The following is a 22362-nucleotide window of genomic DNA, read 5'->3' as shown; positions in this document are numbered from 1 at the left end:
TCTTATTTTTTAAGCTGATTTACCTGCTTTTCTTCTTAATACTTCACCTACAAATTTAACACCTTTTCCTTTGTACGGCTCAGGCTTACGGAAACCTCTGATTTTCGCAGCTACTTGACCTAAAAGTTGTTTGTCAAATGATGTTAATTTAACAATTGGATTTTTACCTTTTTCAGATATTGTTTCTAACGTTACTTCTGGAGCAACTTCTAAAACAATATTGTGAGAATATCCAAGAGCTAAATCTAACTTTTGTCCTTGATTTGAAGCTCTATAACCAACTCCTACCAACTCTAAAGATTTAGTAAAACCTTCATTTACACCAATAATCATGTTATTGATTAAAGATCTATATAAACCGTGTTTTGCTCTTTGGTCTTTGTGATCAGACGATCTTTCAACTTGAACTTGACCGTCTTCAACTGTTACAGTAACGTCCGAAAACTCCTGTGTAAGTTGACCATTTTTTCCTTTTACTGTAATAATACCATTTGCAACTTCAACAGTTACACCAGCAGGGATTACAACCGGATTTTTACCTATTCTTGACATCTTCTACTATTTTAATGATTAGTAAACGTAACAAATTACTTCACCACCAACATTTAATTGTTTGGCTTTCTTTCCTGTCATCAAACCTTTTGATGTAGAAACGATAGCAATTCCTAATCCGTTAAGGATTCTAGGAATTGATGAAGAACCTGAATACTTACGTAAACCTGGTTTACTAATTCTTTGGATATCTTTAATTACAGACTCTTTAGTATCTTTATCATACTTCAAAGCAATTTTGATTGAACCCTGAACAGCGTTGTCTTCAAATTTGTAACTTAAAATATAACCTTGATCAAATAAGATCTTAGTTATTTCTTTTTTTAGATTAGATGCAGGAATCTCAACAACTTTGTGGTTTGCAGCCACAGCGTTACGAACTCTTGTCAAATAATCTGCAATAGGATCTGTATACATGTGTATTAATTTGCGGTTATGGTTTTCATAGGACACTCATCCTATAAACCTTTAACCAATTTATAAATGTGTTTGTATTGACGTAACTTAAGTTACAGTCTACCAAGATGCTTTTTTAACACCTGGGATTAATCCGTTATTTGCCATCTCACGAAATGTAACACGTGAAATACCAAATTGACGCATATATCCTCTTGGTCTACCAGTTAATTTACAACGATTGTGCAAACGAACAGGAGAAGCATTTTTCGGTAATTTTTGCAAACCTACGAAATCTCCAGCTTCTAACAAAGCTTTTCTTTTCTCAGCATACTTTGCTACAGTTTTTTCTCTCTTAACCTCACGGGCTTTCATTGATTCTTTAGCCATATCTTAATTCTTTTTAAAAGGTAAACCTAATTCAGCCAATAGTGATTTTGCTTCTTTATCAGTTTTTGCAGAAGTAACAAAAGATATATCCATTCCTGATATTTTGTTTACTTTGTCAATATCAATTTCTGGGAAAATGATTTGCTCCAAAACACCAAGATTATAATTACCTCTTCCGTCAAAACCAGTAGCTTTAATTCCACTAAAATCTCTAACACGTGGTAAAGCAGAAGTAATAAGTCTATCTAAAAACTCATACATTCTTTCTCCACGCAAAGTAACTTTTGCTCCAATAGGCATCCCTTTTCTCAATTTGAATGACGCAACGTCTTTCTTTGAGATTGTAGATACTGCTTTCTGTCCAGTGATCTTTGTTAACTCATCAACTGCATAGTCGATTAGTTTTTTATCAGATACAGCTGCACCAACTCCTTTACTTAAAACGATTTTTTCCAATTTTGGAACTTGCATTACGTTTACGTATCCGAATTCCTCTTTAAGAGCAGCGATTACTCTGCTCTTATATTCTTCTTTTAGTCTAGGTATATACGCCATTACTATAGTACTTGATTAGATTTTTTTGAAAATCTTACTTTCTTATCTCCTTCAACTCTAATTCCTACTCTAGTTGTTTCCTTAGTTTTAGGATCAATTAAAGAGATATTAGATATTTGTATAGAAGCTTCTTTCTTTACGATACCCCCTTGAGGGCTTTTTGCACTAGGTTTCGTATGTTTTGAAACCATGTTTACACCTTCAACTATCGCTTTGTTTTTCTCGCGGTAAACACGTAAAACTTTACCTTCAGCACCTTTATGGTCTCCAGCAATTACTCTTACAATGTCACCTGTTTTTATTTTTAGCTTTATCATCTTAAAACGAATTAAAGCACTTCTGGTGCTAATGATACAATTTTCATGAATTGTTTTTCACGAAGTTCTCTTGCTACCGGACCAAAAACACGAGTTCCTCTCATTTCACCAGCAGCATTTAATAACACACATGCGTTGTCATCAAATCTAATGTATGAACCATCGGCTCTTCTTACTTCTTTTTTGGTACGTACAACAACTGCAGTTGAAACAGCTCCTTTTTTAACGCTTCCGTTAGGAGCAGTATCTTTGATAGAAACTACAATCTTGTCACCAACAGAGGCATACCTTCTTTTAGTACCTCCTAAAACACGGATAGTTAAAACTTCCTTTGCTCCAGTGTTATCTGCTACTTTTAGTCTTGATTCTTGTTGTACCATAATTATTTAGCTCTTTCTAGGATTTCAACTAACCTCCAACATTTTGTTTTACTCATAGGACGCGTTTCGCTAATCCTTACAGTGTCTCCAATGTTACAGTCGTTCTTTTCGTCGTGTGCGTGATACTTTTTAGTTTTCAACACGAACTTACCGTATAATGGGTGTTTTACTTTACGCACTTCAGCAACTACAATAGATTTATCCATTTTGTCTGAAGTAACAACACCAACTCTTTCTTTTCTTAAATTTCTTTTTTCTTCCATCTTTCAGCAGATTACAATTATTGCAACTCTCTTTTAGTAAGTTCCGTAGCTAATCTTGCAACTGTTCTTCTTACACTTCTAATTTGAAGTGGGTTCTCAATTGGAGAAATAGCGTGAGCCATTTTTAGGTCGGCATATGCCTTCTTAGTCTGGCTAAGTTTTTCTTGCAACTCCGCTGCAGAAAGATCTTTTATTTCTGATTGTTTCATAATATAATATAGATTATGCTTCGAAATCTCTAGCAACGACGAATTTAGTTTTTACTGGAAGTTTTTGAGCTGCAAGACGTAACGCCTCTTTTGCAACTGACAAAGGTACTCCTCCAACTTCAAACATAATTCTTCCGGGTTTAACAACGGCAGCCCAATACTCAACTGCACCTTTACCTTTACCCATACGTACCTCAAGAGGTTTCTTAGTGATAGGTTTGTCTGGAAATATTTTGATCCATAATTGTCCTTCTCTTTTCATAAAACGAGTTGCAGCAATACGCGCAGCTTCGATTTGACGAGAGGTTAAGAACATTCCATCTTCATGTACAGATTTAATACCAAACATTCCATTAGAAAGTTCATGCCCTCTTTGAGAGTTCCCTTTCATTTTACCTTTTTGTACCTTACGGTATTTTGTTCTTTTAGGCTGTAACATTTTTCTTTAGTTTAAAAATTTACTTTCGTTTACGAGCGTCTGGTTTTCCACCTTTATTAAAAGGTTTTCTGTCTCCTCTAGGAGAATCACCACCTTTACCACCAGCACCAGATTGTTTTTTGTCCATTCCGGCAAGTGGAGAAAGATCTCTCTTTCCATAAACTTCACCTTTCATGATCCACACTTTGATTCCCATTCTACCATAAGTAGTATGAGCTTCAGCCAAAGCATAATCAATATCAGCTCTGAAAGTTGATAGAGGAATTCTACCTTCTTTGAAACCTTCTGAACGAGCCATCTCTGCACCATTCAAACGACCTGAAATCAAAACTTTGATACCTTCAGCGTTCATACGCATAGAAGCAGCAATAGCCATTTTGATTGCACGTCTGTAAGAAATACGGCTTTCGATTTGACGACAGATGCTTGTAGCAACTAGATACGCGTCAAGTTCAGGTCTTTTAATTTCAAAGATGTTGATTTGAACCTCTTTGTCAGTAATTTTCTTAAGTTCTTCTTTTAACTTGTCTACCTCTTGTCCACCTTTCCCGATAATGATACCAGGTCTAGCAGTAGTGATAGTAACGGTTACAAGTTTCAAAGTTCTCTCGATGATTACTTTTGATACACTAGCTTTTGATAAACGAGCATGGATATACTTTCTGATTTTGTGATCTTCGGCAAGTTTATCACCGTAATCATTTCCACCATACCAGTTTGAGTCCCATCCTCTGATGATACCAAGTCTATTTCCAATTGGATTTGTCTTTTGTCCCATGCTGCTTAAGAATTGCTTTGTGTGTTATTGATAGCTCCAAGCACGATTGTTACGTGGTTAGAACGTTTTCTTATTCTGTGTGCTCTTCCTTGTGGAGCTGGACGAAGTCTTTTCAACATCATTCCACCATCTACACGGATTTCCTTAACAAATAATCCAGCTTCTTCCATATTAGCGTCAGGATTTTTAGCTTGCCAGTTGGCAATTACTGATAAAACCAATTTTTCTAATTTTCTTGAAGCTTCTTTAGAACTAAATCTTAAGATGTTAAGTGCTCTTTCTACCTTCTGACCTCTTACTAGATCTGCTACTAAGCGCATTTTTCTAGGTGAAGTAGGGCAGTTATTTAACTTTGCGAAGGCCAAAGACTTATTAGCCTCTTTTCTTGCATCTGCTGTTTCTCTTTTACGAACTCCCATTGCTTCTTATTTTTTACCTTTATTTTTTGCTCCAGCATGACCTCTAAAAGATCTAGTTGGTGAAAATTCTCCTAATTTGTGACCTACCATGTTTTCTGTTACGTAAACTGGTACAAATTGACGACCGTTATGAACTGCGATAGTTTGCCCAACAAAGTCTGGAGTAATCATAGAAGCTCTAGACCATGTCTTAACCACTCCTTTATTTCCACCTGCGATGTTTTCTTGAACTTTCTTGTCTAACTTATAATGAACGAAAGGTCCTTTTTTTAATGAACGTGCCATATCTTATTATTTCTTTCTACGTTCTACGATATACTTGTTACTCGGGTTTTTCTTAGAACGAGTTCTATAACCTTTAGCTGGTATTCCATTTCTTGAACGTGGATGTCCACCAGAAGAACGTCCTTCACCACCACCCATTGGGTGATCGACAGGGTTCATTGCAACAGGTCTTGTTCTAGGTCTTCTTCCTAACCATCTTGTTCTACCAGCTTTTCCTGATACAACTAATTGGTGGTCTGAATTAGAAACCGCTCCAATTGTAGCCGAACAAGTCAACAAGATTAATCTTGTTTCCCCAGATGGCATTTTAATTGTAGCATATTTTCCATCTCTTGCCATTAATTGAGCAAATGTTCCAGCAGAACGAGCGATTACAGCTCCTTGTCCTGGTCTCAATTCGATGCAAGAAATTACAGTTCCAAGTGGAACTCTACTTAAAGGTAAAGTATTACCAATTTCAGGTTGAGATTCTGGACCAGAAACTAATTTCTGACCAACTTTCAATCCGTTTTGAGCAATAACATACGTTTTCTCACCATCAGCATAAGCTAACAATGCGATAAATGCAGTACGATTTGGATCATACTCGATTGATTTCACTGTAGCCGGAATTCCTTCTTTTGTACGTTTGAAATCAATAATACGATATCTCTGCTTGTGACCACCACCCGTATAACGCATGGTCATCTTTCCTTGACTATTTCTACCACCAGAGTTTTTTATCGGCGCTATCAAAGAGCGTTCCGGCTTATCAGTTGTAATGGCGTCATAACCATTCACAACTCTAAATCGCTGACCTGGGGTAATAGGTTTTAATTTTCTTACTGACATTTTATCTTAGATATTGTTGTAAAAATCAATTGTTTCTCCTTCTTGTACTTGAACAATTGCTTTTTTAATTGCATTCGTCTTTCCACTGATTAAACCACTTTTAGTGTATTTAGTAGTTCTATCCGGTCTTACGTTCATCGTGTTAACACTCAAAATAGTTACTCCATAAGCAGCTTCAACAGCTTTCTTAATTTGCACTTTGTTTGCTTTTTTGTCAACAACGAATCCGAAGCGGTTTAAAACTTCACTTTCTTTGGTTACTTTTTCCGTTACTATAGGCTTAATTATGATGCTCATATCCTATTATTTACTTAAATTTTCTTCAATTATCTCCAAAGAACTCTCTAAAAGCACTAAATTATTAGCGTTTAATATAGCGTAAGTACTTAGTTCTAAGCTGCTTACTACGCTAGAGCCTTTTAAATTGCGTGACGACAAATATACATTTTTATTCGTATCACCCAACACAAACAGGGATTTTTTATCCTCTAACTCTAAAGCTTTCAAAACGTTGATGAAATTTTTAGTGTTTGGAGTTTCAAAATTAAAGTCTTCAAGAACGATAATATTCGACTCTTTTGCTTTAATTGAGAAAGCAGATTTTCTAGCCAAACGTTTCAAGCTTTTATTCAATTTAAATGAATAACTTCTTGGTCTTGGTCCAAAAACTGTTCCACCACCCTTAAACAATGGATTCTTTGCACTACCCGCACGAGCAGTACCAGTTCCTTTTTGTTTTTTTATTTTACGAGTACTTCCCGCTACTTCAGCTCTTTCTTTAGCTTTGTGCGTCCCTTGTCTTTGATTAGCAAGATATTGCTTAACATCAAGGTATACTGCGTGATTGTTTGGTTCTATACCAAATACTGAATCAGAAAGTTGAACTTTTCTTCCAGTATCTTTTCCGTTGAAATCTAATACTTTTGCTTCCATTACTTCTGAATGATTACATAAGAGTTGTTATGACCAGGAACACATCCTTTAATAACAAGTAGGTTCTTATCAGCCACTACTTTTAAAACTCTAAGGTTTTGAACTTTTACATTGTCTCCTCCCATACGTCCAGCCATACGCATTCCTTTGAATACTCTAGATGGATAAGAAGAAGCTCCTACAGAACCTGGCGCTCTTAAACGGTTGTGTTGACCGTGAGTTGCTTGACCAACACCACCAAAACCGTGACGTTTTACAACCCCTTGAAAACCTTTACCTTTAGACACACCTTGTACATCTACAAATTCTCCTTCAGAAAAAATAGAAACATCAATAAGATCTCCTAATTTTTGCTCTGTTGCGAAATCTTGGAATTCAACGACTTTTTTCTTAGCTACAGTTCCCGCTTTTTTAAAGTGACCTAAAGCCGCTTTTGTGGAATGTTTCTCGTTTTTGTCATCGAAACCAAGTTGCAACGCTTCGTACCCGTCAACACCTTTGGTTCTGACTTGGGTAACAACACATGGTCCAGCTTCGATTACTGTACAAGGAATATTCTTCCCGTTCTCGTCGAAAATGCTAGTCATGCCGATTTTTCTACCAATTAACCCAGACATAAATATTAATTATTAATTATTAAATATAAATATAGAACGCAGCATTTAAGCGAATCCTATTTTTTTAGTGGGTGCAAATGTATAACTTATTTACACACAAACCAAAAAAATATTTTTCGCTTAAAAACAGCGTTCCTTTTTACTCTTAAACTACTTAAACTTTGATTTCAACTTCAACTCCACTTGGCAATTCAAGTTTCATTAAAGCATCAATAGTTTTAGATGAAGATGAATAAATGTCAATTAATCTCTTGTATGACATTACTTCAAATTGTTCTCTCGCTTTTTTATTAACGTGTGGAGAACGAAGAACAGTGAAAAGTTTTTTGTGAGTTGGTAATGGAATTGGTCCTGTAACAACTGCACCGGTACTTTTTACCGTTTTTACAATCTTCTCAGCAGACTTGTCTACCAACATGTGATCGTAAGATTTTAATTTTATTCTGATTTTTTGACTCATTTTCTTAAAGATTATGCGTTTCCTTTTGCTTTTTTGATAACTGCTTCTGAAATATTAGAAGGCGTTTCAGAGTAGTGTGAAAATTCCATAGTAGATGTTGCTCTACCTGAAGATAGCGTTCTTAACGTAGTTACGTATCCAAACATTTCAGATAATGGCACATCTGCCTTAATTGTTTTAGCACCAGCTCTATCACCCATATCATTCACCTGACCTCTACGACGGTTAATATCACCTACGATATCTCCCATGTTTTCTTCTGGTGTAATCACTTCCATTTTCATGATTGGTTCTAATATAACAGCACCAGCTGCCTTAGCCACCTCTCTATACCCCATTCTTGCTGCAAGCTCAAAAGAAAGTGCATCAGAATCCACCGGGTGGAAAGATCCGTCTAATAAGGTTACTTTTAAACTATCTACTTGATATCCTGCTAAAGGACCAGTCTTCATAGCTTCTCTAAAACCTTTTTCAACTGATGGAATATATTCTTTAGGAACGTTACCACCTTTTACTGCATTTACAAACTGCAATCCAACTGGAGCTTTACCGTCAACTTCATCCGCTGGCTCAAGTATAAATACGATATCACCGAATTTACCACGACCTCCAGATTGTTTTTTGTAAGTTTCTCTATGTTGCGCTTTCTTAGTAAAAGCTTCTTTATATTCAACTTGAGGCTCACCTTGGTTTACTTCAACTTTGAATTCACGTCTCATTCTATCAACTAAGATATCCAAGTGAAGCTCACCCATACCAGAGATAATTGTTTGACCAGACGCCTCATCAGTTCTAACAGTAAACGTAGGATCTTCCTCAGCTAATTTAGCCAAAGCCATACCCATTTTATCTACGTCAGCCTTAGTTTTAGGCTCAATAGCAATACCAATTACTGGTGCAGGGAATTTCATAGACTCAAGAATAATTGGGTGTTTTTCATCACACAATGTATCTCCAGTTTTGATATCTTTAAACCCAACTGCTGCTCCAATATCACCCGCCTCGATATACTCGATTGGATTTTGTTTGTTAGCGTGCATTTGGTAGATACGTGAAATTCTTTCTTTATTACCTGAACGCGTGTTCAAAACATAAGAACCCGCATCTAAACGTCCTGAATAAGCACGGAAGAAAGCCAAACGACCTACGAATGGGTCAGTAGCAATTTTAAATGCTAAAGCAGCAAATGGCTCCTTAACATCTGGCTTACGCAAGATTTTTGTTTGATCCTCTTCAAGTAATTCAGCATCATCAGGATGAATTCCTTCGATACCTTCTTTATCCATTGGAGATGGTAAGTATTTACATACTGCATCTAACATGAATTGAACTCCTTTATTTTTGAAAGATGAACCAGCAATCATAGGAATAATTGCCATATCCATTACAGCTGCTCTTAAAGCCGTGTTGATTTCTTCTTCTGTGATAGAATCTGGATCTTCCATATACTTATCAAGCAAGTTTTCATCATAATCAGCAACTGCTTCAATAAGAATATCTCTGTATTCTTTTACTTCTTCTATCATATCAGCAGGGATATCTACAACTTCATAAGTTGCTCCCATTCCTGCATCATCCCAAACAATAGCTTGGTTTCTTACTAAATCCACAACACCCCTAAAATCATTCTCTTCACCAATTGGCAAAGTGATCGCAACAGCGTTTGATTTCAACATATCTCTTACTTGTTGACATACCATCAAAAAGTTAGAACCTTGTCTATCCATTTTATTAACGAAACCAATACGAGGAACTCTATATTGATCTGCCAATCTCCAGTTAGTTTCTGATTGTGGCTCAACACCATCAACAGCACTAAACAAGAACACCAAACCATCAAGTACACGTAAAGAACGGTTTACTTCAACTGTAAAGTCAACGTGTCCTGGAGTATCTATGATGTTAAAGTGATAAGGCAAGGTCTCAGGCAAAATTTTACCTTGAGTCGTTGGGAAATTCCATTCACAAGTTGTAGCCGCAGACGTAATTGTGATACCTCTTTCTTGCTCTTGTGCCATCCAGTCCATTGTTGCAGCACCATCGTGTACTTCACCAATTTTATGTGATTTTCCTGTATAGAATAATATACGCTCTGTTGTTGTTGTTTTACCAGCATCAATATGAGCAGCAATACCTATGTTTCTTGTATATTTAAGTTCTCTAGCCATTTCTTAAGAATTAAAATCTAAAGTGAGAGAAAGCTTTATTCGCTTCCGCCATTTTGTGAGTATCCATTCTCTTCTTAACAGCAGCACCTTCTTCTTTAGCCGCAGCTAAACATTCACTTGCTAATCTCTGAGCCATTGATTTTTCGTTTCTTCTTCTTGAATAAAGAATTAACCATTTCATCGCCATAGAAATTTTTCTATCTGGACGAATTTGCATTGGAATCTGAAATGTAGCACCACCTACTCTACGACTACGTACTTCTACGTGAGGCATAACATTAGTTAACGCATCTTTCCAAATTTCTAATGATGGTTTCTCTGCATCTTGTTTTTTAGACTCAATGATATCAATCGCATCATAAAATACTTTAAACGCTGTCGATTTTTTTCCATCCCACATTAAGTTGTTCACAAAACGTGTTACCAGTTGGTCATTAAACCTTGGATCTGGTAAAAGTGGTCTTTTCTTTGCCGCTCTTTTTCTCATGTCTTTTTTTTAATAAAATGTTATACCCATACAGCTGCAACGAATCACATCTCTACAAGAAATAACGTTTTAAATTACTTTTTTGCTTCTTTTGGGCGTTTAGCTCCGTACTTAGATCTTCTTTGCGTTCTTCCTGCTACTCCTGACGTATCAAGCGCACCACGAACGATGTGATATCTAACTCCTGGTAAATCTTTTACCCTTCCACCCCTAACTAATACTATCGAGTGCTCTTGTAAATTGTGTCCTTCACCAGGGATGTAAGCATTCACTTCATTACCATTTGTCAAACGTACACGCGCTACTTTACGCATTGCAGAGTTTGGTTTTTTTGGTGTTGTAGTGTAAACACGCGTACAAACCCCTCTTCTTTGAGGACAAGAATCTAAAGCAACCGATTTACTCTTCTTAGTTATCTGAGTTCTTCCTGTTCTTACTAATTGTTGAATTGTTGGCATAATTAATACTAAAAATTTCTTATTATATTAAATTCCCGCTTTTTACGGGGTTGCAAATGTAGAAAATATTTTTTACTCTACAAACGTTAATCTATTAATTTTCAATAAGATTATTTTATCATTTGATTTTAATCACAAACAATAGATATTTGCGTTACTTTTATCAAAAACACATACTCATTTGAAATCTTCTTTTGTTTTACTTTTCCTCATCATCTTTTGCCTTAGTTCTTCTGCGCAAAATTTTCGATTATTAATAACCGGGAACAATTCATCAGAAACAAAAACCATAGACTCCCTAAAATACAATTCCGAGCACAAAAACACAAAATCAATTAACGAAGAGATAATCCGAGTTTCCGAAAAACTATCTGAAATAGGATACATAGACAATACTTCTCTTGAATTAACTAAAAGAAAAGACTCTAGCTATGTTGTCAATTTTACATTAGGAAAAAAAATAAGATTCATACATATATATATAGGTACAACTAACATATTAGACAACTTATCTGAACTAAACAAAAAGGACACCTTAAAACTCGCCTACACAGAAATTAATTCTTTTCTAAAACAAACAGTCCAAAAATTAGAACAAAACGGATTTGCATTAGCAAGACTAAAACTGATAAATATTAAAAGAATAGAAACCGAAATTTATGCTGATCTAAAACTAGAGTCAGACAAAAAAAGAACTCTAAATTCCATCACAATAAATTACACAGAAAACAATAGAACAAATAAATTCCCAAGTGGACATTTAGCACAAATCAACAGAAAATACAAAAACAGCATTTTTAATCAAAAAACAGTAGATCAGATTTATAATGATTTTGAAAAATTTGGCTTTATTAGCCAAGTAAAATATCCAGAAATTTTATTCACAAAAGACACGACAAAAGTTTACGTATATCTTGAAAAAAGAAAATCCAATACTTTTGACGGCTTTATTGGATTTTCAAACAATGAAAACAAAAGAACAACCCTAAATGGGTACTTAGACATAAAGCTAGAAAATATATTAGGCTCGGGTGAACAATTATCCGTTTATTGGAAAAGTGACGGAGAAGATCAAAAAACATTTAATGCTAGCATTGAACTTCCATATTTACTAAAGACGCCAATAGGATTAAAAGCACAAATTCAATTATTCAGACAAGACAGCACTTTTCAAAACACAAAAACAGCAATTGATCTAAGCTACTTTACAAATTACAACAAACGCTTATATTTAGGATACCAAACCACGGAATCAAGTGATATTCAAAACTCAACCGGCACTTCAATAAGCGATTTTAGTAATTCTTTTTTAACATCTAGTTTTAATTATACAAAACTAGACTTAGCTAATTACACTTTTCCAATAAAATCATTTTTCTCCATAACTACTGGAATCGGAAAACGAGAAATCAAAAACAAATCAGAAAATAGTACCAAAAGCAATCAGTTTTTTATAAATATTCAAGCCTCACACAACTTTAACTTGAATAAAAAAAATATCATACATATCAATAGCCAGAATTATTATTTACAAAGCAACAAGTATATTGCAAATGAACTTTTTCGTTTTGGAGGATTCAACAGCGTAAGAGGCTTTACAGAAAACAGCCTGCAGGCTTATTTCATAACCTCAATTCTTACAGAATACAGACTTATACTCTCCCCAAATCTATACATTCATTCAATACTAGATTACTGCATTTTAAAGGACAAATCAAGTATTCAAAAGATAGAAAATAACGAAAAGCTCCTAGGATTAGGACTTGGATTTGGACTACAAACAAAAAATGGCTTATTGAAACTTGCCATCGCAAATGGCAGCACGCAAAACCAACAAATTGAATTTTATAACACAATTATCCACATCTGTTATAATGTTAAATTTTAATTACAATAAAAAAATAGAGATTTATATATTAGGAAAGTTAACAAATTATTAAGAAGTTTGCTAGACTAATTCAAAATATTAAAAAATGAAACTAAAGTTTAATGGATTCTTAGTACTATTATTAGTACTTGTGGCGCAAATTACCTTTGCGCAAGAAAGAGCTGTTTCAGGTGTTGTTTCTGATAATGCGGGAATGCCTTTACCAGGCGTGAGTGTATTAGTTAAAGGAACGCAAACTGGAACACAAACTGATTTTGATGGAAAATTTTCTATCAGAGCAACTCCAAGCCAAGTCTTGGTATTTAGCTACATTGGGATGAAAACCCAAGAAATGCAAGCTAGTTCATCTAATTTAAATGTAAAACTGAAAGATGATTCAGTTGAACTTGAAGGAGTAGTAGTTACCGCATTAGGTATCAAAAGAGAGAAAAAATCTTTAGGTTACGCTACACAGGAAGTTAAAGCAGAAGACTTAAATTCTGGTGCAGGAAGTGGAAACTTCATCAATGAACTTTCCGGAAAAGTCGCTGGTGTTAATATCAAAAGGAATAATAACTTTGGTGGATCATCTAGTATTGTATCTAGAGGTGTTAAAAGTTTGACTGGTAGTAATGAAATGCTTATTGTTATAGACGGAATGCCTATTAACAACTCATTAGTAACCGGTAGTACAGGAGGTCAAACTTCAGGAGCGGGTGGAACGTATGATTACGGTAATGCTGCAATGGATATCAATCCAGAAGACATCGAAAGTGTAAATATACTTAAAGGAGCAGCAGCTTCTGCATTATATGGTTACTTAGGTGGTAATGGAGTTGTAATGATTACAACTAAAAAAGGTAGAGCAAAAAAAGGATTAGGTATAACTGTATCTTCTGAATTTGTTGGAAGTACTATTGACAAATCTACATTTGTAAAATACCAAGATAAATATGGAGCAGGTTATGGTCCTTTTTATGAAGATGCATCTGGGTTTTTCTTATCAAGAGATATTAACGGAGATGGTGTTGACGACTTAGTAGTTCCAACTTCAGAAGATGCTTCTTATGGGGCAGCATTTGACCCTAACTTAATGGTTTATAACTGGAATGCATTTACTCCTTGGTCTGACAGCTTCGGGAAAGCAACTCCTTGGGTAGCTGCTAAAAATGACCCAACTACCTTCTTCCAAACTGGTACATCATTCAATAATTCTGTTTCATTAGAAGATGGAAATGATACAACTAATTTTGTACTGAATTACACTAATTCAAAACAAACTGGTATCCTTCCAAACAGTGAAATGAAAAAAAACAGTATTAGTGCTAAGATTAATCATCAATTTTCAGACAAATTATCAGCAAGTGTTTTTGCTAACTACAACTCTCAAAACACTGTAGGTAGGAATTCAACTGGATATAATGAAAATATTATGTCAATGTTCCGTCAATGGTGGCAAACCAACGTAGACGTTCAGGAATTGAAACAAGTATACGAAAGATCTGGCGGACAGAACATCAACTGGAACTATGCTGATCCAAGTGATTTAACTCAAATTTACTGGGACAACCCTTATTTCATCAGAAATAAAAATTTCCAATCTGACGAAAGAAACCGTTTTATCGGTTACTCAAAATTAGATTATAAAATTGCTGACTGGTTAACTGCTACAGCAAAAATATCTACTGATTCTTACAGCGAATTACGTGAAGAAAGAAGAGCATTCGGTTCTATCGCTGGTGCATTTGGAATCAACAGATTAGACGAAAAATCTGGATATCAAAAATATCAAAGATCGTTTTCTGAACAAAATTATGATTTCATCTTAACATTCAAAAAAGACATCTCTGAAAGTATTAGTTTTAGTGGTGTTGCTGGAGGTACAGCAGTTAGAACTAGAATCATTTCTACTTTAAACTCTACTCAAGGCGGTCTTATTGTTCCAGACTTGTTCAGTTTATCAAATTCTGTTCAACAAGTTCCTTTTCCTTTAGAGGCAGAAGCTAACCAAGGAATTAACAGTTATTATGGATCAGCATCTTTAGGATTTAAAGATTACTTTTTCGTAGATGCAACTGCAAGAAGAGATGCTTTTTCTAGCTTACCAGCTGGAAAGAATGCAATCTGGAGTTACTCTGCATCTGGAAGTTATGTTTTTACAAACCACATCAACCAACCATGGTTGAGTTTTGGTAAAATTAGAGCTGGTTATTCTGAAAGCCCATTGGGTACTCCAGGACTATCTTTGGTAGATACTTATGTAAAGAATGACCCTTTTGGTTCAAATCAACAATATTCTGTTGCTGGTACTAAAAACAATCCAAACTTAGAAGCGGTAAAAACAAATACTCAAGAAATTGGTTTAGAAATGCAATTTTTAAACAGAAGACTTGGATTTGAAGTAAGTGCTTACAAAAACGTAAATAACGGTGAAGCTTTCCAAGTTCCTTTTTCTACTGCTACTGGTAACAGTTCAAGATATATTAACGCAGCAACTGTAGAAAACAGAGGTATCGAGGTTCAATTTAACGTTACACCTATTAAAACAAAAGATTTCGCTTGGGATGTTTTTGTAAACTGGTCTAAAAACAAAAATGAAGTTACTAAACTAGCTGAAGGAATTGAAAACTTAAGATTAAATTCATTTGGACAAGGGGTAACTCTTAATGCTGCTGTAGGGCAGCCTTATGGTGTACTCAGAGGTACTGACTTTACGTACTTAAACGGAGAAAAAGTAGTTGGAGCAAATGGAAGATATGTTGTTAATGCATCTGCAAATAACGTAATCGGTGATGTTAATCCAGATTGGTTAGGTGGTATTCGTAACAAATTCACATACAAAAATCTATCTTTTGGATTCTTAATTGACATGAAAAAAGGTGGAGATATTTTCTCTCTTGACCAAGCATACGGTTTAGCTACAGGACTTTACGATGTTACTGCTGGACTTAATGAGCTAGGGAACCCAATTAGAAATACTATTGCTAATGGTGGTGGTGTTATCTTACCAGGTGTAAAAGCTGATGGTTCAGTAAATACTACAAGAACTCCAGCTCCTGACCAATACGGTAACGTATCAGGTTATAGAAGAGCGCCGAGTAAAGCTTTCGTGTATGATGCTTCATTCATTAAATTAAGAGAAGTTAACATCACTTATTCTTTACCAACTACTTTAGTTTCAAGAATGAATCTTCAAGAAATGAAATTTAGTATAGTAGGTTCAAATTTATGGATAATAGACAAAAACCTTCCATATGCTGACCCAGAAAGTGGATTAAGTGCGAGTGCTTCCTCTGCAGGATATTCAGTAGGTTCTTTACCAACAACAAGAAATGTTGGTGTTAACGTAACATTTAAATTTTAAATTATGAAAAAAATAGTTTTATTAATCTCGTTTTTAGCGCTGAGCGTATCATGTAGTGATGATATCACCGGACTAAATACAGATACAAAAAATCCAACCTCAGCTAAACCCGAGTTTTTATTTACAAATGCTCAAAAAACTTTAGTAGACCAAATGGTAAACGCATCTGTAAACAGTAATGTTTTCAGAATGTTAGTGCAACAATGGACAGAAACTACCTATCCAGATGAAAGTCAGTACAACTTGACTACAAGACCTATTCCTGACGCTCACTTTAACACACTTTACAGAGATGTTCTTAGAGATTTTAAAGAGTCTAATGTATTACTAAACAAAGTTGTTACAGCTGGCGCAAGTGAAGCTGCAATTTTGGCTAACAAAAAAGCAATCATTGAAATTATGAATGCTTACACATTTAGTGTTTTAGTAGATAGTTTTGGTAATGTACCTTATTCTGAGGCATTAGATATTGAAGGACATCCACTACCTAAATACGATGACGCTCAAACTATATACAAAGATCTTATTGTAAGATTGTCTGCAGCTCAAGCTGCATTAAACACTTCAGAAAGTAGTTTTGGATCAGCTGACTTAATTTATGGTGGTAATGTTGTAAAATGGAAAAAATTTGCAAACACTCTTAGATTAAGACTTGCTGTAAACATGTCTGATGTAGATGCTGCTTACGCCTCTGCTCAAGCTACTGCTGCTATCAATGCAGGAGTTATGACTAGCAATAGTGATGATGCTAATTTGAATTATTTAGGTGCACAACCTAATGCAAACCCATTATATGCAGACATAGTTGCAAGTGGAAGAAAAGATTTTGTTATTGCTGATACCTTTCTTAACAAATTAGAAACTCTATCTGATCCTAGAAGAGCTAAATACTTCACTTTTGCACCAGGTACTACTGTTTACAAAGGAGGAATATATGGTGCATCTAACAGTTACACAAACTTTTCTACTGTAAACAATACACTTCTAGCTCCATCTTTCCCAGGAACTATACTTGCATACAGTGAACAAGAATTTTTGCTAGCTGAAGCTGCTGCAAGAGGTGTTGCTGCTGCAGGAGTAGCCGCAACTCATTACAATAATGGTGTTACAGCTTCTATGAACAGCTGGGGCGTATCAACTGTTGACGCTACAGCTTATTTACTTGCAAACCCTTACAACGGAACTTCAACTGCTGCTTGGAAAAAAAGCATTGGAGAACAAGCATGGATTGCATTATACAATAGAGGTTTTGAAGCTTGGAATTCTTGGAGAAGACTAGATTTTCCAGCATTGGTTGTTCCTGCAACAACTTACAACGATATAAAATCTGTTCCTACAAGATTAACTTATCCTGCTAGTGAAGCAACTGTTAATGCAACTAACGTTACTGCAGCTGCTGCTACAGTAACAGGTGGAGATAAATTAACATCAAAAATCTTTTGGGATAAATTCTAATAATCTCTTAATTTATATTAAAACCATCAGCATATGCTGATGGTTTTTTTTTACACACATTTTACTTACCTTTGCACCATGGAAAAAGAACATCAAATATTTGGGATCAGAGCGATCATTGAAGCTATACAAGCAGGTGCAACTGTAGACAAAGTCTATATTCAGAAGGAAGCTAGCAGCGAACTGATGAAAGACTTAATGAAAGTAATGAAGCGCGGAAATATCAACTTTTCTTATGTTCCTATTGAAAAGCTAAATAGATTGACGCCTAATAATCATCAAGGTGCCGTAGCTACTATCTCTCCTATTTCCTTTTTTGACTTAGAATCTTTAATAGAATCAGTAATCGAAAATGGTAAAAAACCTTTATTTTTAATATTAGATCAAATATCTGATGCACGTAATTTTGGTGCTATCATTAGAACTGCAGAATGTACAGGCGTAAATGGAATCATTGTTCAAAAAGCAGGCTCGGCACCTGTTAATGGTGACACAGTCAAAACTTCGGCTGGTGCAGTTTTCAACATTCCTATTTGTAAAGTAGAACACATTAAGGACGCTATTTTTCTTTTACAAGCAAGCGGAATTAAAACAGTTGCAGCTACCGAGAAAACAGATCAAAATATTTATGATATTTCTTTAAACGAACCTGTTGCTATCATTATGGGATCTGAAGATCGAGGTGTGAACCCATCAGTACTTAAAATTGTTGATGAGAAGGCTAAACTTCCTATGTTTGGAACTATAGGCTCATTAAATGTATCTGTCGCTTGTGGTGCTTTTTTATACGAAGCAGTAAGACAAAGATCTTAGATTGTTGACTTCTTATATTTTAAGAATCTTATAGCTCTAAACTCTATAATGAAAAATGAATCAAGACTCAAGTTTTGATTCATTTTTTTTATTTATAACAATGTCATAATCTACTGGATAATTACAAGTATAATATGACACCATTTCCAACTTATCTTCATTCTCTTCAATTTCTGGCAGGTTGACAAAATTTCCATTAGCATCAAAACGTTGCATAAATTTATCTCCTGAAGGATCAAAATCTGGGCGCTCCCAATCATATTTAATTACTTTTTTATACTCCGGAGTTTTATAAACTAACGAAAGAAAGAATCCCGTAAGTAATCCTCCCAAATGACCTTCCCAAGAAATAGATTTGTTACCTGTTATCTCAGGACTTGGAAAAACATACCAAACCAAACCACCATACACAACAATCACTGCAAGTGACAAAGCGACTAATCGATTGTATTTAGTTTGTATACCTTTAAAAAAAACAAAACTAAAGAGAACATAAATTAATCCGCTTGAACCTATATGATAATTTTCTCTACCAATAATCCAGGTGATACACCCCGAAACTAAAATCCCGTATCCAATAACCCTTATCGATTGCTCCGCATAAAAAAATTGCAAAGCTGCCAATAAAATTAATAACGGAATCGAATTATTATAAAGATGTTCCATATCAGCATGAATGAATGGACTAAACAAAACACCTTGCAAACCTTGAAAAGTTCTAGGATAAATACCGTTTTGCACAAAATCAAAATCAAATCGAATTTCGAGCCAAAAAATAAACCACAAGAATACCACAAAAAAAAGAGGCAGTCCAATAACTGAATTGGTAAATTTAAAATGCTTTTCCATTACTCTTATAAAGTTTTATGCTCTTGTTATAATTCAAAAACTTATCCAAAAGCAATTTAATGCTATTTTGTCATATTTAAACTGAAAATCATTTTTTACTGATACAACTTAGCCCAGATGGAAACGGCATCCTTTTATATCTCGTTTTTTTAACGAGATATAAAAGATATAGTGTATCCCGAAGCTCGGGAGAAATAGCTCCAAAAAAAAAACAGAAACTAAAACAAGTTCAGTTTGAAATATAGTAATTTTACAAAATGGAAGCACCACTTGCAGAACGCATACGACCACAAAAATTAGAAGATTATATCAGTCAATCCCATCTTGTAGGGCCAAACGGCTCATTAACGCAACAAATTGCAAAAGGAATTATTCCTTCATTAATTTTTTGGGGACCACCCGGAACAGGGAAAACTACATTGGCGCAAATTATCGCACAAGAATCAAAACGACCGTTCTATATCTTGAGTGCAATCAATTCAGGTGTTAAAGATATTAGAGACGTCATTGAAAAAGCGAAGCAAAGTGGCGGTTTGTTTACGACCAAAAATCCTATTTTATTCATCGACGAGATTCATCGTTTCAGTAAATCACAACAAGATTCCCTGTTGGCCGCAGTAGAAAAAGGCTGGATTACTCTTATTGGCGCCACTACAGAAAACCCAAGTTTTGAGGTTATCCCTGCCCTATTGTCCCGTTGTCAAGTATATGTTTTGAATGCTTTTACAAAAAAAGATTTAGAGTCACTACTAGAACGCGCTATGAAAACAGACACTTATTTGTCTACAAAAAATATTATTTTAAGCGAAACAGAAGCGCTACTGAGACTTTCCGGAGGTGATGGACGCAAACTATTAAATATTTTTGAACTTGTGGTAAATGCGTCTAGTGAAGACGAAATTTTCATCACAAATGATCTCGTGTTCTCATTAGTCCAACAAAACACCGTTTTGTATGACAAAACTGGAGAACAACATTATGACATAGTTTCTGCTTTCATTAAATCTATTCGAGGAAGTGATCCTAATGGTGCTGTTTATTGGTTAGCCCGAATGATTGACGGTGGTGAAGACGTAAAATTTATAGCACGACGAATGCTCATTCTAAGCAGTGAAGACATAGGAAATGCCAATCCAACTGCTTTTATTATGGCTACTAATACTTTTCAGGCCGTGGCTACAATTGGATATCCTGAAAGTAGAATTATATTGAGTCAATGTGCTGTTTATTTAGCTACTTCTCCTAAAAGTAACGCTTCTTATTTAGCCATAGGAACGGCTCAACAACTTGTAAAACAAACCGGAGATTTACCTGTTCCTATCCACTTACGTAATGCTCCCACAAAATTAATGAAAGAATTAGGTTATGGTGAAGATTACAAATATTCACACGATTACAACAACAATTTTGCCGAACAAGAATTTTTACCGGAGGCTTTAAGCAAAACTCCAATATATATTCCGGGAAACAATTCCAGAGAAAATAGCATTAGGGAATTTCTTAAAAACCGTTGGAAAGATAAATACGGATATTAAATTTCATAAAAAAAATCTCTTGATTACTCAAGAGATTTTTTTTATGAAACTATTTTCGGTCACAGATTTCTGAAGCCTAAAACTTAACGGCTACTTTTTCAGACATTAATTTATCGTTTTGATAATATTCAAAATACCACTGATTGTCTTTTAGAATTAATGACCCTTGAACCGTGTCTTTAATTGCGATAAAAGAATTCGGCTGAGAGGTTTTAAATAACTTCATAATAACCTTTGGTGTACTATCTATCAATTGAAAACCAGTAGCCGTAGGTTGTGCATACAGTAAATTAGAATCTGCGAGTACAGTATTGACCTCATCTAGCTCCTTAACTGTATTCTTAACCGCAGAAACAGGAGGTTGCGTAGCTTTGACAACTTCTGGTTGTATAGCAGACGAAACATTCGCTACCAAACTTCCATTGTATTTATATTGCAAATCATAAACAGATTTAAATGCTTCGTTCAAAGCTTCGGTATAAGCAACCTGATACTCCTTTTCTTTACTTTTTCCTGTTATCGATTGGAAAATTACTTTTCCGTAGCAATCTTTCAGCGTTATAAAAAGTTTTGTCGTCAAAAAGCCGTTTTCTTTTACTACATCAACGTACAATAAACGACATCGATCACTAAAATCATTTGAAATAGCCTCATTACTATAAAATGCTTCAAAACCAGCATTATTCAAATTAAATTTAGTCAATGTGCTCAAGCGATATTGGTTCTCACCTTTAAGGAAATCGTATTTTAAAGGAACAACAACAGCCTTATAGTCATTTACGGACTGAGCGTAAGAATAACTAACAACCAATAATAACAATAATAGAAATTGTTTTTTCATCTTTATAAATATTTTTTAAGTTCTAATAAATGATTAATTTGTTTAATATGTTGCTCTACTTGTATTTTACTTTCATTAAAAAAAATAGCATCTAATCCAGCGTCAAGAGCACCTTGAACATCTGCATCTAAGCTATCCCCTATCATGATGCTATTTTCTTTTTTGGCTTTGGCCAAATCTAAAGCATAATCAAAAATAATGGGATTTGGTTTTTTCACTCCAGCCATTTCAGAATTTGTGACAGTTTGAAAATAACTCCCAATATTAGAATTATTAATTTTTTTATATTGAACTTCAGCAAATCCATTTGTAATTATGTGAAGATTATATTTTTGATTCAAGTATTCTAAAACTTCAAAAGTTCCATCAAAAAGATGATTATTTTCGGGTAAAAAACGAATATAATCATTCGATATAGTGTCAATTTCTTCATCAGAAATTGTATAATCAAGTGCATCAAAAGAATACTTCAGTCTATTGTAACGCAATTCTTCATGCGTAATTTTATCATATTGAAATAGTTTCCAACATTCTTGATTTATTGGCACATATTTTTCAATAAAGACCTTGGTTTCGATTGCTGGATGATTTTTATTAAAAATTGTCTCAAATGTTAACTCTGAATTTTTATCGAAATCCCAAAGTGTATGATCTAAATCAAAGAAAACATCAGTTATTATAGTATGTTTCATTTTATATTT

The 22362-nt window shown here is 34.7% G+C and carries 28 protein-coding genes; 5 read left to right on the top strand and 23 right to left on the bottom strand.

What is annotated here, in order from left to right:
• Positions 1-9: 9 nt before the first annotated feature.
• The 20 genes from rplF to rpsL form a co-directional block, all read right to left on the bottom strand.
• A complete protein-coding gene (rplF, locus tag ACXX80_RS08165) occupies positions 10-552 on the bottom strand; it encodes a 50S ribosomal protein L6 (protein ID WP_458552759.1) in 543 nt (180 codons plus the stop codon).
• An 18-nt stretch (positions 553-570) separates the two neighbouring features.
• Entirely contained in the window at positions 571-969 is a 399-nt protein-coding gene (gene rpsH / locus ACXX80_RS08160) for a 30S ribosomal protein S8 (RefSeq protein ID WP_269685551.1), read from the bottom strand.
• A gap of 99 nt (positions 970-1068) precedes the next feature.
• The gene (gene rpsN, locus ACXX80_RS08155; protein ID WP_026707007.1) at positions 1069-1338 is read right to left on the bottom strand and encodes a 30S ribosomal protein S14; all 270 of its coding nucleotides are present in this window, start codon (positions 1336-1338) and stop codon (positions 1069-1071) included.
• A 3-nt stretch (positions 1339-1341) separates the two neighbouring features.
• Entirely contained in the window at positions 1342-1893 is a 552-nt protein-coding gene (gene rplE, locus ACXX80_RS08150; RefSeq protein WP_099713443.1) for a 50S ribosomal protein L5, read from the bottom strand.
• Positions 1894-1895: 2 nt separating this feature from the next.
• On the bottom strand, positions 1896-2210 hold the full coding sequence (rplX, locus tag ACXX80_RS08145) for a 50S ribosomal protein L24 (RefSeq protein ID WP_282711769.1): 315 nt from the start codon (positions 2208-2210) through the stop codon (positions 1896-1898).
• An 11-nt stretch (positions 2211-2221) separates the two neighbouring features.
• Positions 2222-2590: a 50S ribosomal protein L14 gene (gene rplN / locus ACXX80_RS08140; RefSeq protein WP_026717863.1), complete on the bottom strand. Its 369-nt coding sequence runs from the start codon at positions 2588-2590 to the stop codon at positions 2222-2224.
• Between the two features lie 2 nt (positions 2591-2592).
• Entirely contained in the window at positions 2593-2853 is a 261-nt protein-coding gene (gene rpsQ / locus ACXX80_RS08135) for a 30S ribosomal protein S17 (protein ID WP_039110222.1), read from the bottom strand.
• A 17-nt stretch (positions 2854-2870) separates the two neighbouring features.
• Positions 2871-3062 carry a 50S ribosomal protein L29 gene (rpmC, locus tag ACXX80_RS08130; protein WP_035668115.1) on the bottom strand — a complete coding sequence of 64 codons (192 nt, stop codon included), beginning with the start codon at positions 3060-3062 and terminating at the stop codon, positions 2871-2873.
• Positions 3063-3075: 13 nt separating this feature from the next.
• Positions 3076-3501 (bottom strand): 50S ribosomal protein L16, encoded by a 426-nt coding sequence (gene rplP / locus ACXX80_RS08125; protein ID WP_007803637.1) that lies wholly within the window; start codon positions 3499-3501, stop codon positions 3076-3078.
• A 19-nt stretch (positions 3502-3520) separates the two neighbouring features.
• Entirely contained in the window at positions 3521-4279 is a 759-nt protein-coding gene (gene rpsC, locus ACXX80_RS08120; protein WP_035668118.1) for a 30S ribosomal protein S3, read from the bottom strand.
• A 5-nt stretch (positions 4280-4284) separates the two neighbouring features.
• Positions 4285-4698 (bottom strand): 50S ribosomal protein L22, encoded by a 414-nt coding sequence (gene rplV, locus ACXX80_RS08115; RefSeq protein WP_113636701.1) that lies wholly within the window; start codon positions 4696-4698, stop codon positions 4285-4287.
• Between the two features lie 6 nt (positions 4699-4704).
• Positions 4705-4983: a 30S ribosomal protein S19 gene (rpsS, locus tag ACXX80_RS08110; RefSeq protein WP_007136562.1), complete on the bottom strand. Its 279-nt coding sequence runs from the start codon at positions 4981-4983 to the stop codon at positions 4705-4707.
• 6 nt (positions 4984-4989) lie between these two features.
• Positions 4990-5814 carry a 50S ribosomal protein L2 gene (rplB, locus tag ACXX80_RS08105; RefSeq protein WP_035668122.1) on the bottom strand — a complete coding sequence of 275 codons (825 nt, stop codon included), beginning with the start codon at positions 5812-5814 and terminating at the stop codon, positions 4990-4992.
• A gap of 6 nt (positions 5815-5820) precedes the next feature.
• Positions 5821-6111, bottom strand: a complete 291-nt coding sequence (gene rplW / locus ACXX80_RS08100) for a 50S ribosomal protein L23 (RefSeq protein WP_035668124.1) — start codon at positions 6109-6111, stop codon at positions 5821-5823.
• 6 nt (positions 6112-6117) lie between these two features.
• The gene (gene rplD, locus ACXX80_RS08095; RefSeq protein WP_458552758.1) at positions 6118-6747 is read right to left on the bottom strand and encodes a 50S ribosomal protein L4; all 630 of its coding nucleotides are present in this window, start codon (positions 6745-6747) and stop codon (positions 6118-6120) included.
• Positions 6747-7364, bottom strand: coding sequence for a 50S ribosomal protein L3 (gene rplC, locus ACXX80_RS08090; protein WP_099713444.1), 618 nt, complete (start codon positions 7362-7364; stop codon positions 6747-6749). Before rplC ends, rplD begins: the two co-directional genes overlap by 1 nt.
• Before the next feature lie 154 nt (positions 7365-7518).
• On the bottom strand, positions 7519-7824 hold the full coding sequence (gene rpsJ / locus ACXX80_RS08085; RefSeq protein ID WP_011963470.1) for a 30S ribosomal protein S10: 306 nt from the start codon (positions 7822-7824) through the stop codon (positions 7519-7521).
• A gap of 11 nt (positions 7825-7835) precedes the next feature.
• A complete protein-coding gene (fusA, locus tag ACXX80_RS08080; RefSeq protein WP_417952016.1) occupies positions 7836-9992 on the bottom strand; it encodes an elongation factor G in 2157 nt (718 codons plus the stop codon).
• 10 nt (positions 9993-10002) lie between these two features.
• Entirely contained in the window at positions 10003-10479 is a 477-nt protein-coding gene (rpsG, locus tag ACXX80_RS08075; RefSeq protein WP_035668130.1) for a 30S ribosomal protein S7, read from the bottom strand.
• A gap of 74 nt (positions 10480-10553) precedes the next feature.
• Positions 10554-10937: a 30S ribosomal protein S12 gene (rpsL, locus tag ACXX80_RS08070; RefSeq protein ID WP_007136570.1), complete on the bottom strand. Its 384-nt coding sequence runs from the start codon at positions 10935-10937 to the stop codon at positions 10554-10556.
• 181 nt (positions 10938-11118) lie between these two features.
• Between rpsL and ACXX80_RS08065 the strand changes: the two genes are divergently transcribed.
• The 4 genes from ACXX80_RS08065 to rlmB all read left to right on the top strand — a co-directional run bounded on the left by ACXX80_RS08065 (position 11119) and on the right by rlmB (position 18436).
• Positions 11119-12825, top strand: coding sequence for a BamA/TamA family outer membrane protein (locus ACXX80_RS08065; protein ID WP_458552757.1), 1707 nt, complete (start codon positions 11119-11121; stop codon positions 12823-12825).
• 85 nt (positions 12826-12910) lie between these two features.
• Positions 12911-16168: a SusC/RagA family TonB-linked outer membrane protein gene (locus ACXX80_RS08060; RefSeq protein ID WP_458552756.1), complete on the top strand. Its 3258-nt coding sequence runs from the start codon at positions 12911-12913 to the stop codon at positions 16166-16168.
• A gap of 3 nt (positions 16169-16171) precedes the next feature.
• The gene (locus ACXX80_RS08055) at positions 16172-17623 is read left to right on the top strand and encodes a SusD/RagB family nutrient-binding outer membrane lipoprotein (RefSeq protein WP_458552755.1); all 1452 of its coding nucleotides are present in this window, start codon (positions 16172-16174) and stop codon (positions 17621-17623) included.
• 78 nt (positions 17624-17701) lie between these two features.
• Positions 17702-18436 carry a 23S rRNA (guanosine(2251)-2'-O)-methyltransferase RlmB gene (gene rlmB / locus ACXX80_RS08050; RefSeq protein ID WP_458552754.1) on the top strand — a complete coding sequence of 245 codons (735 nt, stop codon included), beginning with the start codon at positions 17702-17704 and terminating at the stop codon, positions 18434-18436.
• 60 nt (positions 18437-18496) lie between these two features.
• Here the strand turns inward: rlmB and ACXX80_RS08045 are convergent, their stop codons facing one another.
• Complete coding sequence (locus ACXX80_RS08045; protein ID WP_458552753.1) at positions 18497-19285, bottom strand: rhomboid family intramembrane serine protease; 789 nt, start codon at positions 19283-19285, stop codon at positions 18497-18499.
• Between the two features lie 257 nt (positions 19286-19542).
• Here ACXX80_RS08045 and ACXX80_RS08040 point away from each other — a divergent pair, with 257 nt between their 5' ends.
• Positions 19543-20820 carry a replication-associated recombination protein A gene (locus ACXX80_RS08040; protein WP_458552752.1) on the top strand — a complete coding sequence of 426 codons (1278 nt, stop codon included), beginning with the start codon at positions 19543-19545 and terminating at the stop codon, positions 20818-20820.
• Between the two features lie 76 nt (positions 20821-20896).
• Here ACXX80_RS08040 and ACXX80_RS08035 read toward each other — a convergent pair whose 3' ends face one another.
• Entirely contained in the window at positions 20897-21661 is a 765-nt protein-coding gene (locus ACXX80_RS08035; protein WP_458552751.1) for a hypothetical protein, read from the bottom strand.
• A gap of 2 nt (positions 21662-21663) precedes the next feature.
• The gene (locus ACXX80_RS08030; protein WP_458552750.1) at positions 21664-22353 is read right to left on the bottom strand and encodes a YjjG family noncanonical pyrimidine nucleotidase; all 690 of its coding nucleotides are present in this window, start codon (positions 22351-22353) and stop codon (positions 21664-21666) included.
• Positions 22354-22362 lie beyond the last annotated feature (9 nt).

The sequence above is a fragment of the Flavobacterium sp. GNP002 genome, from assembly GCF_054343795.1.
Note: the sequence above shows the minus strand (reverse complement) of the source record. Positions and strands in the feature narration are given on the sequence as shown.

Bases quoted from the DNA above. Each gene is read 5' to 3' on its own strand.
- rpsN (WP_026707007.1), bottom strand. From the start codon at position 1,338: ATGGCTAAAGAATCAATGAAAGCCCGTGAGGTTAAGAGAGAAAAAACT.
- rpsQ (WP_039110222.1), bottom strand. From the start codon at position 2,853: ATGGAAGAAAAAAGAAATTTAAGAAAAGAAAGAGTTGGTGTTGTTACT.
- rpsS (WP_007136562.1), bottom strand. From the start codon at position 4,983: ATGGCACGTTCATTAAAAAAAGGACCTTTCGTTCATTATAAGTTAGAC.
- ACXX80_RS08035 (WP_458552751.1), bottom strand. From the start codon at position 21,661: ATGAAAAAACAATTTCTATTATTGTTATTATTGGTTGTTAGTTATTCT.
- rlmB (WP_458552754.1), top strand. From the start codon at position 17,702: ATGGAAAAAGAACATCAAATATTTGGGATCAGAGCGATCATTGAAGCT.
- ACXX80_RS08055 (WP_458552755.1), top strand. From the start codon at position 16,172: ATGAAAAAAATAGTTTTATTAATCTCGTTTTTAGCGCTGAGCGTATCA.
- rplB (WP_035668122.1), bottom strand. From the start codon at position 5,814: ATGTCAGTAAGAAAATTAAAACCTATTACCCCAGGTCAGCGATTTAGA.
- rplP (WP_007803637.1), bottom strand. From the start codon at position 3,501: ATGTTACAGCCTAAAAGAACAAAATACCGTAAGGTACAAAAAGGTAAA.
- rplD (WP_458552758.1), bottom strand. From the start codon at position 6,747: ATGGAAGCAAAAGTATTAGATTTCAACGGAAAAGATACTGGAAGAAAA.
- ACXX80_RS08030 (WP_458552750.1), bottom strand. From the start codon at position 22,353: ATGAAACATACTATAATAACTGATGTTTTCTTTGATTTAGATCATACA.
- rplE (WP_099713443.1), bottom strand. From the start codon at position 1,893: ATGGCGTATATACCTAGACTAAAAGAAGAATATAAGAGCAGAGTAATC.
- rpsL (WP_007136570.1), bottom strand. From the start codon at position 10,937: ATGCCAACAATTCAACAATTAGTAAGAACAGGAAGAACTCAGATAACT.
- rpsC (WP_035668118.1), bottom strand. From the start codon at position 4,279: ATGGGACAAAAGACAAATCCAATTGGAAATAGACTTGGTATCATCAGA.
- rpsG (WP_035668130.1), bottom strand. From the start codon at position 10,479: ATGAGAAAAAGAGCGGCAAAGAAAAGACCACTTTTACCAGATCCAAGG.
- rplF (WP_458552759.1), bottom strand. From the start codon at position 552: ATGTCAAGAATAGGTAAAAATCCGGTTGTAATCCCTGCTGGTGTAACT.
- rplN (WP_026717863.1), bottom strand. From the start codon at position 2,590: ATGGTACAACAAGAATCAAGACTAAAAGTAGCAGATAACACTGGAGCA.
- ACXX80_RS08040 (WP_458552752.1), top strand. From the start codon at position 19,543: ATGGAAGCACCACTTGCAGAACGCATACGACCACAAAAATTAGAAGAT.
- rplV (WP_113636701.1), bottom strand. From the start codon at position 4,698: ATGGGAGTTCGTAAAAGAGAAACAGCAGATGCAAGAAAAGAGGCTAAT.
- ACXX80_RS08045 (WP_458552753.1), bottom strand. From the start codon at position 19,285: ATGGAAAAGCATTTTAAATTTACCAATTCAGTTATTGGACTGCCTCTT.
- fusA (WP_417952016.1), bottom strand. From the start codon at position 9,992: ATGGCTAGAGAACTTAAATATACAAGAAACATAGGTATTGCTGCTCAT.
- rplC (WP_099713444.1), bottom strand. From the start codon at position 7,364: ATGTCTGGGTTAATTGGTAGAAAAATCGGCATGACTAGCATTTTCGAC.
- ACXX80_RS08060 (WP_458552756.1), top strand. From the start codon at position 12,911: ATGAAACTAAAGTTTAATGGATTCTTAGTACTATTATTAGTACTTGTG.
- rplX (WP_282711769.1), bottom strand. From the start codon at position 2,210: ATGATAAAGCTAAAAATAAAAACAGGTGACATTGTAAGAGTAATTGCT.
- rpsH (WP_269685551.1), bottom strand. From the start codon at position 969: ATGTATACAGATCCTATTGCAGATTATTTGACAAGAGTTCGTAACGCT.
- rplW (WP_035668124.1), bottom strand. From the start codon at position 6,111: ATGAGCATCATAATTAAGCCTATAGTAACGGAAAAAGTAACCAAAGAA.
- rpsJ (WP_011963470.1), bottom strand. From the start codon at position 7,824: ATGAGTCAAAAAATCAGAATAAAATTAAAATCTTACGATCACATGTTG.
- rpmC (WP_035668115.1), bottom strand. From the start codon at position 3,062: ATGAAACAATCAGAAATAAAAGATCTTTCTGCAGCGGAGTTGCAAGAA.